At 73.1% G+C, this 14,004-nt stretch carries 11 protein-coding genes; 8 read left to right on the top strand and 3 right to left on the bottom strand.

The window, feature by feature from the left end; all coding sequences use genetic code 11:
• Nucleotides 1–5: 5 nt before the first annotated feature.
• Nucleotides 6–1,208, bottom strand: a complete 1,203-nt coding sequence (locus ACFY7H_RS20230; protein ID WP_388939775.1) for an acetyl-CoA C-acetyltransferase — start codon at nt 1,206–1,208, stop codon at nt 6–8.
• Between the two features lie 136 nt (nt 1,209–1,344).
• Between ACFY7H_RS20230 and mce the strand changes: the two genes are divergently transcribed.
• The 7 genes from mce (at nt 1,345) to ACFY7H_RS20195 (ending at nt 11,810) form a co-directional block, all read left to right on the top strand.
• A complete protein-coding gene (gene mce, locus ACFY7H_RS20225; RefSeq protein WP_388939773.1) occupies nt 1,345–1,773 on the top strand; it encodes a methylmalonyl-CoA epimerase in 429 nt (142 codons plus the stop codon).
• A gap of 181 nt (nt 1,774–1,954) precedes the next feature.
• Entirely contained in the window at nt 1,955–6,544 is a 4,590-nt protein-coding gene (scy, locus tag ACFY7H_RS20220) for a polarized growth protein Scy (protein ID WP_388939771.1), read from the top strand.
• A gap of 194 nt (nt 6,545–6,738) precedes the next feature.
• Nucleotides 6,739–7,677 carry a cellulose-binding protein gene (locus ACFY7H_RS20215; RefSeq protein ID WP_388939769.1) on the top strand — a complete coding sequence of 313 codons (939 nt, stop codon included), beginning with the start codon at nt 6,739–6,741 and terminating at the stop codon, nt 7,675–7,677.
• A 112-nt stretch (nt 7,678–7,789) separates the two neighbouring features.
• Nucleotides 7,790–8,773 (top strand): ABC transporter ATP-binding protein, encoded by a 984-nt coding sequence (locus ACFY7H_RS20210; protein ID WP_388939767.1) that lies wholly within the window; start codon nt 7,790–7,792, stop codon nt 8,771–8,773.
• Entirely contained in the window at nt 8,770–9,552 is a 783-nt protein-coding gene (locus ACFY7H_RS20205) for an ABC transporter permease subunit (RefSeq protein WP_388939765.1), read from the top strand. The genes ACFY7H_RS20210 and ACFY7H_RS20205 overlap by 4 nt, the downstream gene beginning before the upstream one ends.
• 201 nt (nt 9,553–9,753) lie before the next feature.
• Nucleotides 9,754–10,959: an ATP-binding cassette domain-containing protein gene (locus ACFY7H_RS20200; RefSeq protein WP_388939764.1), complete on the top strand. Its 1,206-nt coding sequence runs from the start codon at nt 9,754–9,756 to the stop codon at nt 10,957–10,959.
• Nucleotides 10,956–11,810 carry an ABC transporter permease gene (locus ACFY7H_RS20195; RefSeq protein ID WP_388939763.1) on the top strand — a complete coding sequence of 285 codons (855 nt, stop codon included), beginning with the start codon at nt 10,956–10,958 and terminating at the stop codon, nt 11,808–11,810. Before ACFY7H_RS20200 ends, ACFY7H_RS20195 begins: the two co-directional genes overlap by 4 nt.
• Before the next feature lie 9 nt (nt 11,811–11,819).
• Here the strand turns inward: ACFY7H_RS20195 and ACFY7H_RS20190 are convergent, their stop codons facing one another.
• Nucleotides 11,820–12,146, bottom strand: coding sequence for an ATP/GTP-binding protein (locus tag ACFY7H_RS20190; protein ID WP_388939762.1), 327 nt, complete (start codon nt 12,144–12,146; stop codon nt 11,820–11,822).
• Nucleotides 12,147–12,389: 243 nt separating this feature from the next.
• Between ACFY7H_RS20190 and ACFY7H_RS20185 the strand changes: the two genes are divergently transcribed.
• The gene (locus tag ACFY7H_RS20185) at nt 12,390–13,421 is read left to right on the top strand and encodes an LLM class flavin-dependent oxidoreductase (protein WP_388939760.1); all 1,032 of its coding nucleotides are present in this window, start codon (nt 12,390–12,392) and stop codon (nt 13,419–13,421) included.
• Nucleotides 13,422–13,496: 75 nt separating this feature from the next.
• Here ACFY7H_RS20185 and ACFY7H_RS20180 read toward each other — a convergent pair whose 3' ends face one another.
• Nucleotides 13,497–13,889 (bottom strand): SCO5389 family protein, encoded by a 393-nt coding sequence (locus ACFY7H_RS20180; RefSeq protein WP_007266607.1) that lies wholly within the window; start codon nt 13,887–13,889, stop codon nt 13,497–13,499.
• Between the last annotated feature and the right edge of the window lie 115 nt (nt 13,890–14,004).

The following is a 14,004-nucleotide window of genomic DNA, read 5'->3' as shown; positions in this document are numbered from 1 at the left end:
GGCACCTACGCCTTCGGAACGCGGATCACGAGGGCGTCGCCCTGGCCGCCGCCGCCGCAGAGGGCGGCCGCGCCGGTCCCGCCGCCGCGGCGCTTGAGCTCCAGCGCCAGGTGGAGCACCACGCGGGCACCGGACATGCCGATCGGGTGGCCCAGGGCAATGGCGCCGCCGTTGACGTTCACCTTTTCCGGGGTCACGCCGAGGTCCTTCATTGACTGCACGGCGACCGCCGCGAAGGCCTCGTTGATCTCGATGAGGTCCAGGTCGGAAACCTCCAGGCCGTCCTTCTTCAGGGCGTGCAGGATGGCGTTCGAGGGCTGCGACTGGAGGGAGTTGTCGGGGCCGGCCACGTTGCCGTGGGCGCCGATCTCGGCGAGCCACTCCAGGCCCAGCTCCTCGGCCTTCGCCTTGCTCATGACCACGACGGCGGCGGCGCCGTCGGAGATCTGCGAGGAGGTGCCGGCGGTGATGGTGCCGTCCTTGGCGAACGCCGGGCGCAGCTTGCCCAGGGACTCCGCCGTGGTCTCGGGGCGGATGCCCTCGTCGGCGGCGAAGACGACCGGCTCGCCCTTGCGCTGCGGGATCTCGACCGGGGTGATCTCGGCCTCGAAGACGCCGTTCTTCTGCGCGGCGGCGGCCCGCTGGTGGGACGCGGCGGCGAACTCGTCCTGCGGGGCGCGCTCGATGCCCAGGCGGGTGTTGTGCTTCTCGGTGGACTCGCCCATCGCGATGTTCTCGAAGGCGTCGGTGAGGCCGTCGTAGGCCATCGCGTCGAGCATCTCGATCGCACCGTACTTGTAGCCCTCACGGGACTTCGGCAGCAGGTGCGGGGCGTTGGTCATCGACTCCTGGCCGCCCGCGACCACGATGTCGAACTCCCCGGCGCGGATGAGCTGGTCGGCCAGCGCGATGGCGTCGAGGCCCGACAGGCACACCTTGTTGATGGTGAGCGCGGGCACGTTCATGGGGATGCCGGCCTTGACGGCGGCCTGGCGGGCGGGGATCTGGCCCGCGCCGGCCTGGAGCACCTGGCCCATGATCACGTACTGGACCTGGTCGCCGGAGATCCCGGCCCGCTCGATGGCGGACTTGATGGCGAAGCCGCCGAGGTCGGCGCCGGAGAAGGACTTCAGCGAGCCGAGCAGCCGCCCCATGGGCGTGCGGGCCCCGGCGACGATCACTGAGGTGGTGTTGTTCGTTCCGGACATGAGGCACAGCCCCTTGAGATGAGGAGTGAACGAGGGTTTACCCGAATGTACTGAGCGGTACCCGCCCCGTCACCGGGCAGTCGGTGTGATCGCTGGCACGTTGCGTGACACCCCGCCGGGGCGGTGCACTGGTCCCATGCTGACAAGAATCGACCACATCGGGATCGCCTGCTTCGACCTGGACAAGACCGTCGAGTTCTACCGTGCCACGTACGGGTTCGAGGTGTTCCACACCGAGGTCAACGAGGAGCAGGGCGTCCGCGAGGCCATGCTCAAGATCAACGAGACCTCCGACGGCGGGGCCTCCTACCTCCAGCTCCTGGAGCCCACCCGCGAGGACTCCACGGTGGCGAAGTGGCTGGCCAAGAACGGCGAGGGCGTGCACCACATCGCCTTCGGCACCGAGGACGTCGACGGCGACGCCCAGGCCATCCGCGGCAAGGGCGTCCGGGTCCTCTACGACGAGCCCCGCACCGGTTCCATGGGCTCCCGGATCACCTTCCTGCACCCCAAGGACTGCCACGGAGTCCTCACCGAACTGGTCACCTCCAACCCTGAGCACTGATGTCCCCATTCCCCGGCCGGTAGAGTGGCCATGGCTCGGCCGGGGTTCGGTGCGGAACGGGGTCGGGGCCTGCTAGCCCTGCCCCGACATCTGACACCATTTCCCCGGGGGCGTCGTTCAGCGGGCGAGCGATGCTCAATTGGGAGTGAGCTTGCGACCAGGGGACGGATGGGACCGCGCTGTGCGGGGCTACGAAAGCCAGGAGAGCCATCAGGCCGAAGCCGACCATCTCTCGCGCTTCGAAGCCGAGATGGAGCGGCTGAAGAAGGAGCGCGGGAAGGCCGTCCAGCACGCCGAGGACCTCGGCTACCAGGTCGAGGTGCTGCGCGCCAAGCTGCATGAGGTGCGCCGCGCGCTCGCTTCCCGCCCCGCCTACGACGGCGCGGACATGGGTTACCAGGCGGAGCAGCTGCTGCGCAATGCCCAGGTGCAGGCCGACCAGATGCGGTCCGACGCCGAGCGCGAACTGCGCGACGCCCGGGCGCAGACCCAGCGGATCCTCCAGGAGCACGCCGAGCACCAGGCACGCCTCCAGGCCGAGCTGCACGCCGAGGCCGTCAACCGGCGCCAGCGCCTGGACCAGGAGCTCAACGAGCGCCGCCAGACGGTGGAGGCGCACGTCAACGAGAACGTCGCCTGGGCCGAGCAGCTGCGCGCCCGCACGGAGGCCCAGGCCCGCCGGCTCCTGGAGGAGTCCCGCGCCGAGGCCGAGCAGGCGCTGAACGCCGCCCGCGCCGAGGCCGCCCGCACCGCCGAGGAGGCCCGCCGTCGGCTCGCCGCCGACGCGGAGGCCGCGCGCGCCGAGGCCGAGTCGGCGCTGCTGCGCGCCCGCAAGGAGGCCGAGCGGCTGCTGGCCGCCGCCTCCGCTCAGGCGCAGGAGGCCACCGAGCACGCGGAGCGGCTGCGCACCACCACCACCGCCGAGGCCGAGCAGACCCGGCAGCAGACCATGGACCTCGGCCGGGTGGCCGAGGCGCGGGTCCAGGAGGCCGACGGGGCGCTGCGCGCGGCCCGGGCCGAGGCGGAGAAGCTCCTCGCGGAGGCCAAGGAGAGCGCCGCCCGGCAGCTCGCCTCTGCGGAGTCGGTCAACGACCAGCGCACCCGTACCGCGAAGGAGCAGGTCGCCCGGCTGGTCGGCGAGGCCACGAAGCAGGCCGAGGCGCTCAAGGCCGAGGCCGAGCAGGCGCTGGCCGATGCCCGCGCCGAGGCGGAGCGGCTGCGCGCCGAGGCCGCCGAGCAGGCACGCACGGCCGCCGCCGAGGACACCGCGGCGCAGCTGGCGAAGGCGGCCCGCACCGCCGAGGACGTACTGAACAAGGCCTCGGAGGACGCCCGGGCGACGACCCGCGCCGCGTCCGAGGAGGCCGAGCGGATCCGCCGCGAGGCCGAGGCGGAGGCCGAGCGGCTGCGCGCCCAGGCCGCGGCCACGGCCGACGAGCTCAAGGGCGCCGCGAAGGACGACACCGAGGAGTACCGGGCCCGCACCGTCGAACTCCAGGAGGAGGCGCGGCGGCTGCGCGGCGAGGCCGAGCAGCTGCGCGCGGAGGCCGTCGCCGAGGGCGAGCGGATCCGCGGCGAGGCCCGCCGCGAGGCGGTGCAGCAGATCGAGGAGGCGGCCCGGACCGCCGAGGAGCTGCTGGGCAAGGCCAAGTCGGACGCCGACGAACTGCGCGGCGGGGCCACCGCCGAGAGCGAGCGGGTCCGCGCCGAGGCCGTGGAGCGGGCCACCACCCTGCGCCGGCAGGCGGAGGAGACCCTGGAGCGCACCCGTGCCGAGGCCGAACGGCTGCGCGCGGAGGCCGAGGAGCGGGCCGAGGCCCTGGCCGCCGAGACGGACGCCGCCCTGCGGGCGCGCCGCGAGGAGACCGAGCAGGCCCTGACGGCGAAGCGGGCCGAGGCCGAGGCCGAGCTGGCCCGGCTGCAGGCGGACGCCGAGGCCCGGCTGACGTCGGCGGAGCAGACGCTGCGCGAGTCCCGCCTGGCGGCGGAGAACATCCGCAAGGAGACCACCGAGGAGAACGACCGGCTGCGCGCCGAGGCGGCGGAGCGGATCCGCACCCTCCAGGCCCAGTCGGAGGCGGAGTCCGAGCAGCTGCGCGCCGAGGCCGCGCAGGACGCCGGCCGGGTCCGCGCGGAGGCCGAACTGGTCTCCGTACGGCTGCGCGCCGAGGCGGAGGCCGAGTCCGAGCGGGTCCGCACCGAGGCGCAGGAGACCGCGGACCGGCTGCGCGCCGAGGCGAAGGCGGCGGCCGAGCGGGTCGCCGCGGAGGCCGCCGAGGCCCTCGCCGCCGCCCAGGAGGAGGCCGCGCGGCGTCGCCGGGAGGCCGAGGAGACCCTGTCGGCGGCCCGGACGGACGCCGGCAACGAGCGGGCGCAGGCCCGCGAGCAGAACGAGGAGCTGCTGGCGCAGGCCCGCAAGCGCTCGGAGGAGGCGCAGGCCGAGGCGGCCCGCCTGACCGAGGAGGCGGAGCGCCGCGCGGCGGAGCTGGTCGCGGCGGCCGAGGCCACCGCCCAGCAGGTACGGGACTCCGTGGCCGGGATGCACGAGCAGGCCGAGGAGGAGATCGCCGGCCTGCGCAGCGCGGCCGAGCACGCGGCTGAGCGTACGCGCACCGAGGCGGAGCAGGAGGCGGACCGGGTCCGCGCCGACGCCCACGCGGAGCGCGAGCGCGCGGCCGAGGACGCCGCGCGGGTGCGCAGCGAGGCCCGCGTCGAGACGGACGCGGCGAAGGAGCTGGCGGCGCGGACCGTCGGCGACGCGATCGCGGAGGCCGAGCAGCTGCGGGCCGACACGGCCGAGTACGCGCAGCGGGTGCGCACCGAGGCGACGGACGCGCTGGCGGCGTCCGAGCGGGACGCGGCGCGGACCCGCGCGGACGCCCGCGACGACGCGAACCGGATCCGCGGCGAGGCGGCGGAGTCCCTGGAGGCCTCGCGCGCCGAGGGCTCCCGGATCGTGGCCGAGGCCGAGGCGGAGGCGGAGCGCCTCACCGAGGAGACCCTCGCGGCGAACGCGGCGACCGTCGCCGACGCCCGGGCGGAGGCGGAGCGGCTCACCGCCGAGGCCACCGAGGCGGCGGACGCCACCCGTGCCGAGGCGGCGGGCACCCTGGACGAGGCGCGCGCCGAGGCGAACCGGCTGCGCACCGAGGCCGCCGAGCAGGCGGACCGGCTCATCACCGAGGCGGCGTCCGAGGCGGACAAGCTCACCGAGCGGACCCGCGAGGACAACGAGCGCACGGTCGGCGAGGCGGCCGCGGAGGCGGAGCGCCTGACGGCCGAGGCGGCACGGGTCCTGGAGGAGGCCCGGGCGCGGGCGGAGGCCCTGAAGGCGCAGGCGGCCGACACCCTGGCGGCGGCGGAGCGGGACTCGGCGCGGATCCTGGTGGACTCCCGCGCGGAGGGCGACCGGCTCATCGAGGAGACCCGCGCGGCCAACGAGCGCACGGTCGGCGAGGCCGCGGCCGAGGCGGAGCGGCTCGTCGCGGAGGCCGCGCGGACCCTGGACGAGGCCCGCACCGAGGGCGGCCGGATCATCGGCGAGGCCACCGCGGAGGCGGAGCGCGTCACGGCCGCGGCGGCCGAGACCCTGGCGGCCGCCGAACGGGACGCCGAGCAGACCCTGGACGAGGCGCGCGCCGAGGGCAACCGGCTGCGCACCGAGGCAGCCGAGCAGGCGGACCGGCTCATCACCGAGGCGGCATCCGAGGCGGACAAGCTCACCGAGCGGACCCGCAAGGACAACGAGCGCACCGTCGGCGAGGCGGCCGCCGAGGCGGAGCGGCTGCGCGCGGAGGCGGCCGAGGCGCTGGCCTCGGCGCAGGAGCACGCGACGCGCACCCGGTCCGAGGCGGAGCGGGTCAAGGCCGAGGCGGCCACCGAGGCCGAGCGCACCCGCACGGAGGCCCGTACGGAGTCCGAGCGGCTGCTGGACGAGGCCCGCGAGGAGGCCAACAAGCGGCGCAGCGAGGCGGCGGAGCAGGTGGACCGGCTCATCACGGAGGCGGCGGCCGAGGCCGACCGGCTCACCGCGGACGCGGGCCGTCAGGCGCTGGCCGCCACGACGGCGGCCGAGGAGCAGGCCGACGCGATGGTCGACGCTGCCCGCAAGGAGGCCGAGCGCATCACGTCGGAGGCGACCGTCGAGGGCAACTCCGTGGTGGAGAAGGCCCGGACGGACGCCGACGAACTGCTGGTCGGGGCGCGTACGGACGCGGCTGCCATAAGGGAGCGGGCGGAGGAGCTGCGTGCCCGCGTCGAGTCCGAGGTGGAGGAGCTGCACGAGCGCGCCCGCCGGGAGTCGGCCGAGCAGATGAAGTCGGCCGGCGAGCGAGTGGACAAGCTGGTCCGGGCGGCGACCGAGCAGAGCGCCGCCGCCGAGGCCAAGGCCAAGGAACTGGTGTCGGACGCGAGCAGCGAGGCGAGCAAGGTCCGCATCGCGGCCGTGCGCAAGGCCGAGGCGCTGCTCAAGGAGGCCGAGACGAAGAAGGCGGAGGTGGCGCGGCAGGCGGAGAGCGCCCTCGCGGAGGCGAAGGCGGAGGCGGAGCGGCTGGTCGACGAGGGCCGTCGTGAGCTGGAGGTGCTGGTGCGCAGGCGCGAGGACATTCAGGCGGAGATCTCCCGTGTCCAGGACGTTCTTGAGGCGTTGGAATCTTTCGAGGCACCTTCGGGTGGCGGAAAGCCCGCTGTGGGTGGTCAGGGCGCGGGGGGCGTGAGGGCCGGCGCAACAGCGGGTTCCACTCGTTCGAGTGGTAAGGCGTCAGAGGGGTAGTCAGAAGACAGGATGTGTGCTTCTGAGGGAGGTTCAGGCGGACGAGTGACAAGCATTCCGCCGCCTTGCCACTCAAAAGGGGTGTCATTGTCCAGGGCAAACCCGGATTGACTCGATGACACGCCGCCCTGGCGCCTAGGATTCCCCTTAACACCTCACGTAGCACCTCATCGGTCTCATTCGACAGGAACCCCATGAGCGACACTTCCTCCCCCTTCGGCTTCGAGCTCGTGCGGCGTGGTTACGACCGCGGTCAGGTGGACGACCGCATCAGCAAGCTGGTCTCCGACCGCGACAGCGCCCTAGGACGTATCAACTCTCTGGAAAAGCGGATCGAGGAACTGCATCTCGAGACGCAGAACGCCCAGGCCCAGGTGAGCGACGCGGAGCCGTCGTACGCCGGCCTCGGCGCCCGGGTCGAGAAGATCCTGCGGCTGGCCGAGGAGGAGGCGAAGGACCTGCGCGAGGAGGCCCGTCGCGCGGCCGAGCAGCACCGTGAGCTGGCCGAGTCGGCGGCCCAGCAGGTGCGCAACGACGCCGAGTCGTTCGCTGCGGACCGCAAGTCGAAGGCGGAGGACGAGGGCGTCCGCATCGTCGAGAAGGCGAAGGGGGACGCCGCCACCCTGCGCGCCGAGGCCCAGAAGGACGCCGCCTCCAAGCGCGAGGAGGCCGACGCCCTCTTCGAGGAGACCCGCGCCAAGGCCGCCCAGGCCGCCGCGGACTTCGAGACCAACCTGGCCAAGCGTCGCGAGCAGTCGGAGCGCGACCTGGCCTCGCGTCAGCAGAAGGCCGAGAAGCGCCTGGCCGAGATCGAGCACCGCGCCGAGCAGCTGCGCCTGGAGGCCGAGAAGCTGCGTACGGACGCCGAGCGCCGGGCCCGCCAGACGGTGGAGACCGCGCAGCGCCAGGCCGAGGACATCGTGGCCGACGCCAACGCCAAGGCCGACCGCATCCGCAGCGAGTCCGAGCGCGAGCTGGCGGCGCTCACCAACCGCCGCGACTCCATCAACGCCCAGCTGACCAACGTCCGCGAGATGCTGGCGACGCTGACGGGCGCCGCCGTGGCGGCCGCCGGCTCCCCGATCGACGACGAGCCGGTGACCCGCGGCGTCCCGGCGCAGCAGAGCCGCTAGTACGCCCGCGCGTACGCCGCCGCCCGCCCGCAGGGAGCGGACCGGCACATCAGGGGCCGTACGTCACCTTTTCGAGGTGGCGTACGGCCCCTCGCCGTTCTAGCGTGGCGGCATGATCGAGCTAGAGGGCCTTACGAAACGATTCGGCGCGAAGACCGCCGTGGACAACCTCAGCTTCCAGGTCAGACCGGGGGTGGTGACCGGCTTCCTCGGCCCCAACGGGGCGGGGAAGTCCACGACCATGCGCATGATGCTCGACCTCGACCGCCCGACCGGCGGTTCGGTCCGGATCGACGGGAAGCACTACCGGGACCTGAAGGAGCCGCTGAAGCACATCGGAGCGCTGCTCGACGCGAAGGCCATGCACGGCGGCCGCAGCGCGTACAACAACCTCCTGTGCCTGGCCCAGTCGAACCGGATCCCGGAGCGACGGGTGGCCGAGGTGCTGGACCTGGTCGGTCTGACGGCCGTGGCCAGGAAGAAGTCGAAAGGATTTTCGCTGGGCATGGGCCAGCGGCTGGGAATCGCCGCGGCCCTGCTCGGTGATCCGGAGATCCTGATGTTCGACGAACCCGTCAACGGTCTTGATCCCGAGGGAATTCTCTGGATCCGCAATCTGATGAAGGGGCTGGCCTCGGAAGGAAGGACGATCTTCGTCTCCTCCCACTTGATGAGCGAAATGGCCCTGACGGCAGATCATTTGATCGTCATCGGCCAGGGAAAGCTCCTCGCCGACTTGTCGATGTCCGATTTCATCCAGCAGAACTCGCGCAGTTACGTCCGGCTGCGCTCTCCGCAGCAGGAACGGCTCAAGGACGTCCTGCACGAGGCGGGGATCAGCGCGGTCAGCGTCCCCGCCACCGGCACCCTGGAGATCGACGGCGTCCCGTCCGAGCGGCTCGGCGAACTGGCCGCCCAGCACCAGATCGTGCTGCACGAACTCAGCCCGCAACGGGCTTCACTCGAGGAAGCGTTCATGCGCATGACGGCGGACTCCGTCGAATACCACGCCCACGCGCCCGGCGCGCCCGTCCCCGGACCGGCGGGCCCCGCGTGGGCCGCCGGCTTCGAGGCCACCCGCAAGGGCGGTGAGTGACCGTGGCCTACTCCGCCGTCCTCCGGTCCGAGTGGACCAAGATCCGCACCGTCGCCTCCACGAGCTGGACCCTGGCCACCACGCTGCTGGTCACCGTCGCCGTCGGCGCCGGACTGTGCGCCGTGGTCAACGCGACCTTCGACGACATGCCCAAGTCCTCGCAGGTGACCTTCGACGCCACGCAGATGAGCTTCTCCGGCATGCTCCTGGGCCAGCTGGCGGTGCTGGTCTTCGGCGCGATGGTGGTCGGCAGCGAGTACGGGACCGGGATGATCCGCACCTCCCTCGCGGCCGTGCCCCGGCGCGGCACCCTGCTGCTGGGCAAGGTCACCGTGGCCACCGGGCTGGCCCTGGCCGTCGGCCTGGCCACCGGGTTCCTGTCCTTCTTCCTCGGGCAGGCCCTCCTCGGCGACCACAGCACCGCCCTGGGCGAGGAGAACGTCCTGCGCGCCGTGATCGGCGTCGGCCTGTACCTGGCGCTGCTCGCCGCGTTCGCGATCGGCGTGTCCATGATCCTGCGGAACTCGGCCGCCTCGATCTCGGTCCTGATCATGTTCGTCCTGATCCTGCCCATCGTCCTCAGCCTGGTCGACGCCACCCGCAAGGTCGCCGACTACCTGCCCAACCAGGCCGGTTCCGCGATCATGGAGACCGTGCCGTCCGCGGTGAGCGGCTCGGACGCCCCCTACGGTCCCTGGGGCGGGCTCGGGATCATGGCGCTGTGGGCGCTGGCCGCCGTGATCGGCGGCTACTTCACCCTCGCGAAGCGTGACGCCTGACGGACAAGGCGTGAGGGCCCGGTGACGGGAGGTGTCCGTCCCACGACGGACACCTCCCGTACTACGGGAGATCCCGGGCCGGATCTCAGGGACAGCTCAGGGACAGCTCAGGGATCCGGCCCGGCGGGAACCGCAGCAGCCCCGATATCCTCTTAAGGCGTACGCGGGCGAAAGCCGTCCCGGCTGGCAAGGGGCACAGGGATGATCGAGGCCGTCGGCCTGACCAAGCGCTTCGGCGCCAAGACCGCCGTCGACCAGTTGTCCTTCCAGGTCAAGCCGGGTCACGTCACCGGCTTCCTGGGACCCAACGGCTCCGGCAAGTCCACCACCATGCGCATGATCCTCGGGCTGGACCGGCCCACCTCGGGCCGCGTCACGATCAACGGCCTTCCCTTCCGGGAACTGCCGAACGCCCAGCGGCACGTCGGCGCCCTGCTCGACGCCAAGGCCGTGCACGGAGGCCGCAAGGCCCGCACGCACCTGCTGGCCATCGCCCAGCTCTCCGGCATCCCGGAGAAGCGGGTGGACGAGGTCCTGGGCGTCGTCGGGCTCAAGGACGCGGCCGGCCAGCGCACCAAGGGCTTCTCCCTCGGCATGGGCCAGCGCCTCGGCATCGCGGCCGCCCTGCTCGGCGACCCCCAGGTGCTGCTCTTCGACGAGCCGGTCAACGGCCTCGACCCCGAGGGCATCCGCTGGGTCCGCAACCTCATGCGGCAGCTGGCCGCCGAGGGCCGGACGGTCTTCGTCTCCTCGCACCTGATGAGCGAGATGGCGCTGACCGCCGACCACCTCATCGTGATCGGCCGGGGCCGGCTGCTGTCCGACATGAGCACGCAGGACTTCATCACGCACAACTCGGCCGGATTCGCCCGGGTCCGCGCCGCCGACGGCCCCGGGGCGAGCGGCACCGACGGCCGCACGGCCCTGGGCGCCGCGCTGACGCAGGCCGGCGGCCGGGTCCTCCAGGAGCCCGACGGGGCACTGCGGGTGACCGGGCTGGACCTTCCCCGCATCAGCGACCTCGCGCACGCGGCCGGCGTACGGCTGTGGGAGCTGTCCCCGCACCGGGCCTCGCTGGAGGAGGCCTACATGCGGATGACGCAGTCCTCCGTCGAGTACACCTCCACCGAGGACCCCCGCGCCGAGCTGTGGGAGCCCGAGCCGCTGACCGTCCCGGAGTGGGAGGAGGCGGAGGCCCCCGTCCCGGCCGAGACCGCGGCGGGCTTCTTCGCTCCCCCGCCGCCCGGATCCGGGCGCCCCTTCCTGATGCCGGACAGCGCGGCCGGTCTCGCCCGCGCCACTCCCCCGCCCCCCGCCGACGGCTCCCCCGCCGAGGCCCCGTCCCCCGGCCCCGCCTCCCCCGGCCTCGCGGGCGCGGGCAAGAACACCCCCGAGGACCCCCGATGACCACCACCCCCGCCGGCCCACCCGCGGCGAGCGCGGAGCAGCCGGGGACGTACAGCTCGCCCCTGCCCACGCCGCGGCCGCACCTGGGGCACGCCGTGTCCTCGGAGTGGACCAAGCTGACCTCGGTGCGCTCCACCCTGTGGACGCTCGGGTCCCTCGTGGCGCTGGTCGTCGGCGTCGGCATGGTCGCCGTGTTCCAGACCACGGCCGCCGACTACCAGTACCTCCCCTTCACCGGTCCCGCCCTCTTCGGGCTGATGGCCGGCCAGGTGTCCGTGATCGTGCTGGGGGTGCTGACGATCTCCTCCGAGTACGGCACGGGCCTGATTCGCACCACCCTCACCGCTGCCCCGGACCGGCTGCGGGTGCTCACCGCGAAGTACCTGGTCTTCGGCACGGTCGCGTTCGTCGTCACGCTGTGCTCGGTGCTGTTCGTCGGCCTGTGGGCCGCGATCCTGCACAACGGCCCCGGCGCCGGCTCCCACGGGCTGGCCGACTGGACGGGCGCGGTGGCCGGCTCCTTCTACGTGACCGTGCTGGGCGTCCTCGCGCTCGCGGTCGGGGCGCTCGTACGGCACTCCGCGGGCGGGATCGCGGTCATGCTCGGCGTGGTCACCATGCCCCCGGTGCTCGGGGCGATACTGACCGCCTGGCCGGTCACCACCGGCCTCGGGACGCTGGTGCTCCGCTACAACGCCCCGGTGGGCCTGGTGCAGCTCTTCGGGCTGCAGGGCGTCGACATGGAGGGCCGGTCCGCCCCCAGCGACCTCGTCCAGCTGGCGCTGCTGCTCGTGGTGACGGCGAGCGCCGTCGCCGGCTCGTACGCGGTGGTCGGCCGCCGCGACGTCTGACGGCGGAGTTCAGTACCTGGGCGCGTTGCGGGACCGCTGCACCCTGGAGGTGCGGCGGTCCTTCGCGTTCCAGCAGGCCTTGTGCCAGTGCCGCCGGTCGTCGACGCCGCCGTACTCGGGCCAGGCCACCACGTGCGGGGTGCCCGAGGGGATCTCCTGGTCGCAGCCCGGGCAGCGGTAGCGCTTGCCGGCCGCGCTCGCCCCCGAGACCTGCCGGACCTTCCACTCCTCACCGAGGTACTCCTCGGTGCGCTCCAGCCCGAACCGGTCGAGGCCGGCGCCCGGGCGTTCGTCCGGACTCTCGCCGCCCCGGGGGCGGTTGTGGCGCGGTGACACGTATACCTCACGAAGGAGCGGGGGACAGTGACTTTCTCCCAGACTACGCGCAGCGAGCCGGGGTACCCGCAGGGTGGCTGGTGGGCACCGGCCTTCCGCAGGGAGCTGGCCCGACAATCTCAATAACTTTCCTGTCAGGCCGTGCCTTTGGCACGTGTCAGACGTTGTTGCCAGCAGACGTTGATGCCATCAACGAGTCGGTCCACCTGGGGAGGCCGCGTCAGCCGCGAGGAGGCTAAGGCGATGCGCGTAGGAGCGTTTGTACTGGCGGCCCAGTTCCCGGGTCAGGGGCAGGGGGAGGCACTGCACCGGGCGGTGCGGACCGCCGAGGTGGCCGAGGAGACCGGGCTGGACTCGGTCTGGCTCGCCGAGCACCACTTCGTGCCGTACGGGGTGTGCCCGTCAGCGGTGACCCTGGCGGCCCTGCTGCTGGGGCGGACCCGGCGGCTGCGGGTGGGCACGGCGGTCAGCGTGCTGCCGAACACGCACCCGGTGGCCCTCGGGGAGCAGGCGGCCCTGCTGCACGTGACCTCGGGCGGCCGGTTCAGCCTGGGAGTGGGGCGCGGCGGGCCGTGGGTGGACCTGGAGGTGTTCGGGGCCGGTCCGCAGGCGTACGAGACCGGTTTCCCGGAGGACCTGGACCTGCTGCGGCGGTGGCTGGCGGAGCCGCGGGTGGGGGCCGCCGGCGCGCGGCACTCCTTCCGCGAGGTGGCCGTCGTACCGCGCCCGGCCGACGCGCTGGACGGCGACGGGACGGGGCCGGAAGTGATCGTCGCCTGCACGTCCCCGGCGTCGGTACGGCTGGCCGCGGAGCGGGGTCTGCCGATGCTGCTGGGCATGCACTGCGGGGACGAGGAGAAGGCCGAGCAGGTCGCGCTGTGGCGGCGGACCGCGCTGGCGCACGGGCACGCGCCGGAGGCCGTACGGGCCGCCGCGCACGTGTCGGCGGGCGTCTGCCAGCTGGCCGACACCACGGCCGACGCCCAGGAGACCCTGCTGAAGGCGATGCCGGGCTGGTTCCGCCAGGGCCTGGACGCCCATGTGACGGTGGACGGCCGTCAGCGTGCGATGCGCGACCCGCACGCGTACACGGAACTGCTGTGCTCACTGCACCCGGTGGGCAGCCCCGTCCTGGCCGCGGACCGGCTGGCGCAGACCTCGGAGCGGACGGGCATCACCCGCTTCGCCCTGCTGACGGAGGGGTCGGGCGACCTCGCCGCCACGGAGGACAACGTCCGGCGCCTCGCCGCGGAGGTCCTCCCCCTGCTGGTGTGACCCCGTACGGGGCCTGGGCTGCCGCTCCTGTGTCAGTCGCACCTCCCGCGACACGGAGCGGCAGCGCGGTACCTGTCAGCAGTCCCGGAGCTCCGGGGACTGGTTGAGCAGCTGGCCGCGGATCGAGGTGAACTTGGCCAGCCGGTCGTCCACCGAGGAATCCAGCGGGAACACCGCCACACGGTGACAGTTCTGGAATGCCAGGCGCACCCCGAAGTGCCGCTGCAGCGCTCCGCGTATCGCGTCACTCGCGAGCGCGCGCAGCAGCTGCCCGCGCGCCTGCTCGTCCGGCGGCGGCGTCTGGTTGTCGGCGAACTCTCCGCCCTCAACCTCCAGCTGGGCCACCAACGAGCTGATCATCTCCCATGCGTAAGGCAGGGAGGTCCGGACGCAGTCGACGAAGGCGGCTTCGTCGACCTCGCCTCGCTCGGCCTGTTCGAGTAGGGCCGGTGAGACGTCGAGCGACATGGGTTCTCCTCTCGTGACCCAGGCAGTTTGGGCTGCCGGAGTCCTACGGGCAGGGAGGGAGGCCGCGACGCAGCGTGCACGCTCGGCAACCTCCCGCTCACCACGGTAGGCGCCC

This window comes from Streptomyces sp. NPDC012794 (genome assembly GCF_042901085.1).
GTDB lineage: Bacteria > Actinomycetota > Actinomycetes > Streptomycetales > Streptomycetaceae > Streptomyces.
Note: the sequence above shows the minus strand (reverse complement) of the source record. Positions and strands in the feature narration are given on the sequence as shown.

What these genes read in the sequence shown, in the direction of transcription:
- ACFY7H_RS20230 (WP_388939775.1), bottom strand. Translation starts at nt 1,208, where the DNA reads ATGTCCGGAACGAACAACACCACCTCAGTGATCGTCGCCGGGGCCCGC.
- mce (WP_388939773.1), top strand. Translation starts at nt 1,345, where the DNA reads ATGCTGACAAGAATCGACCACATCGGGATCGCCTGCTTCGACCTGGAC.
- ACFY7H_RS20215 (WP_388939769.1), top strand. Translation starts at nt 6,739, where the DNA reads ATGAGCGACACTTCCTCCCCCTTCGGCTTCGAGCTCGTGCGGCGTGGT.
- ACFY7H_RS20210 (WP_388939767.1), top strand. Translation starts at nt 7,790, where the DNA reads ATGATCGAGCTAGAGGGCCTTACGAAACGATTCGGCGCGAAGACCGCC.
- ACFY7H_RS20200 (WP_388939764.1), top strand. Translation starts at nt 9,754, where the DNA reads ATGATCGAGGCCGTCGGCCTGACCAAGCGCTTCGGCGCCAAGACCGCC.
- ACFY7H_RS20195 (WP_388939763.1), top strand. Translation starts at nt 10,956, where the DNA reads ATGACCACCACCCCCGCCGGCCCACCCGCGGCGAGCGCGGAGCAGCCG.
- ACFY7H_RS20185 (WP_388939760.1), top strand. Translation starts at nt 12,390, where the DNA reads ATGCGCGTAGGAGCGTTTGTACTGGCGGCCCAGTTCCCGGGTCAGGGG.
- ACFY7H_RS20180 (WP_007266607.1), bottom strand. Translation starts at nt 13,889, where the DNA reads ATGTCGCTCGACGTCTCACCGGCCCTACTCGAACAGGCCGAGCGAGGC.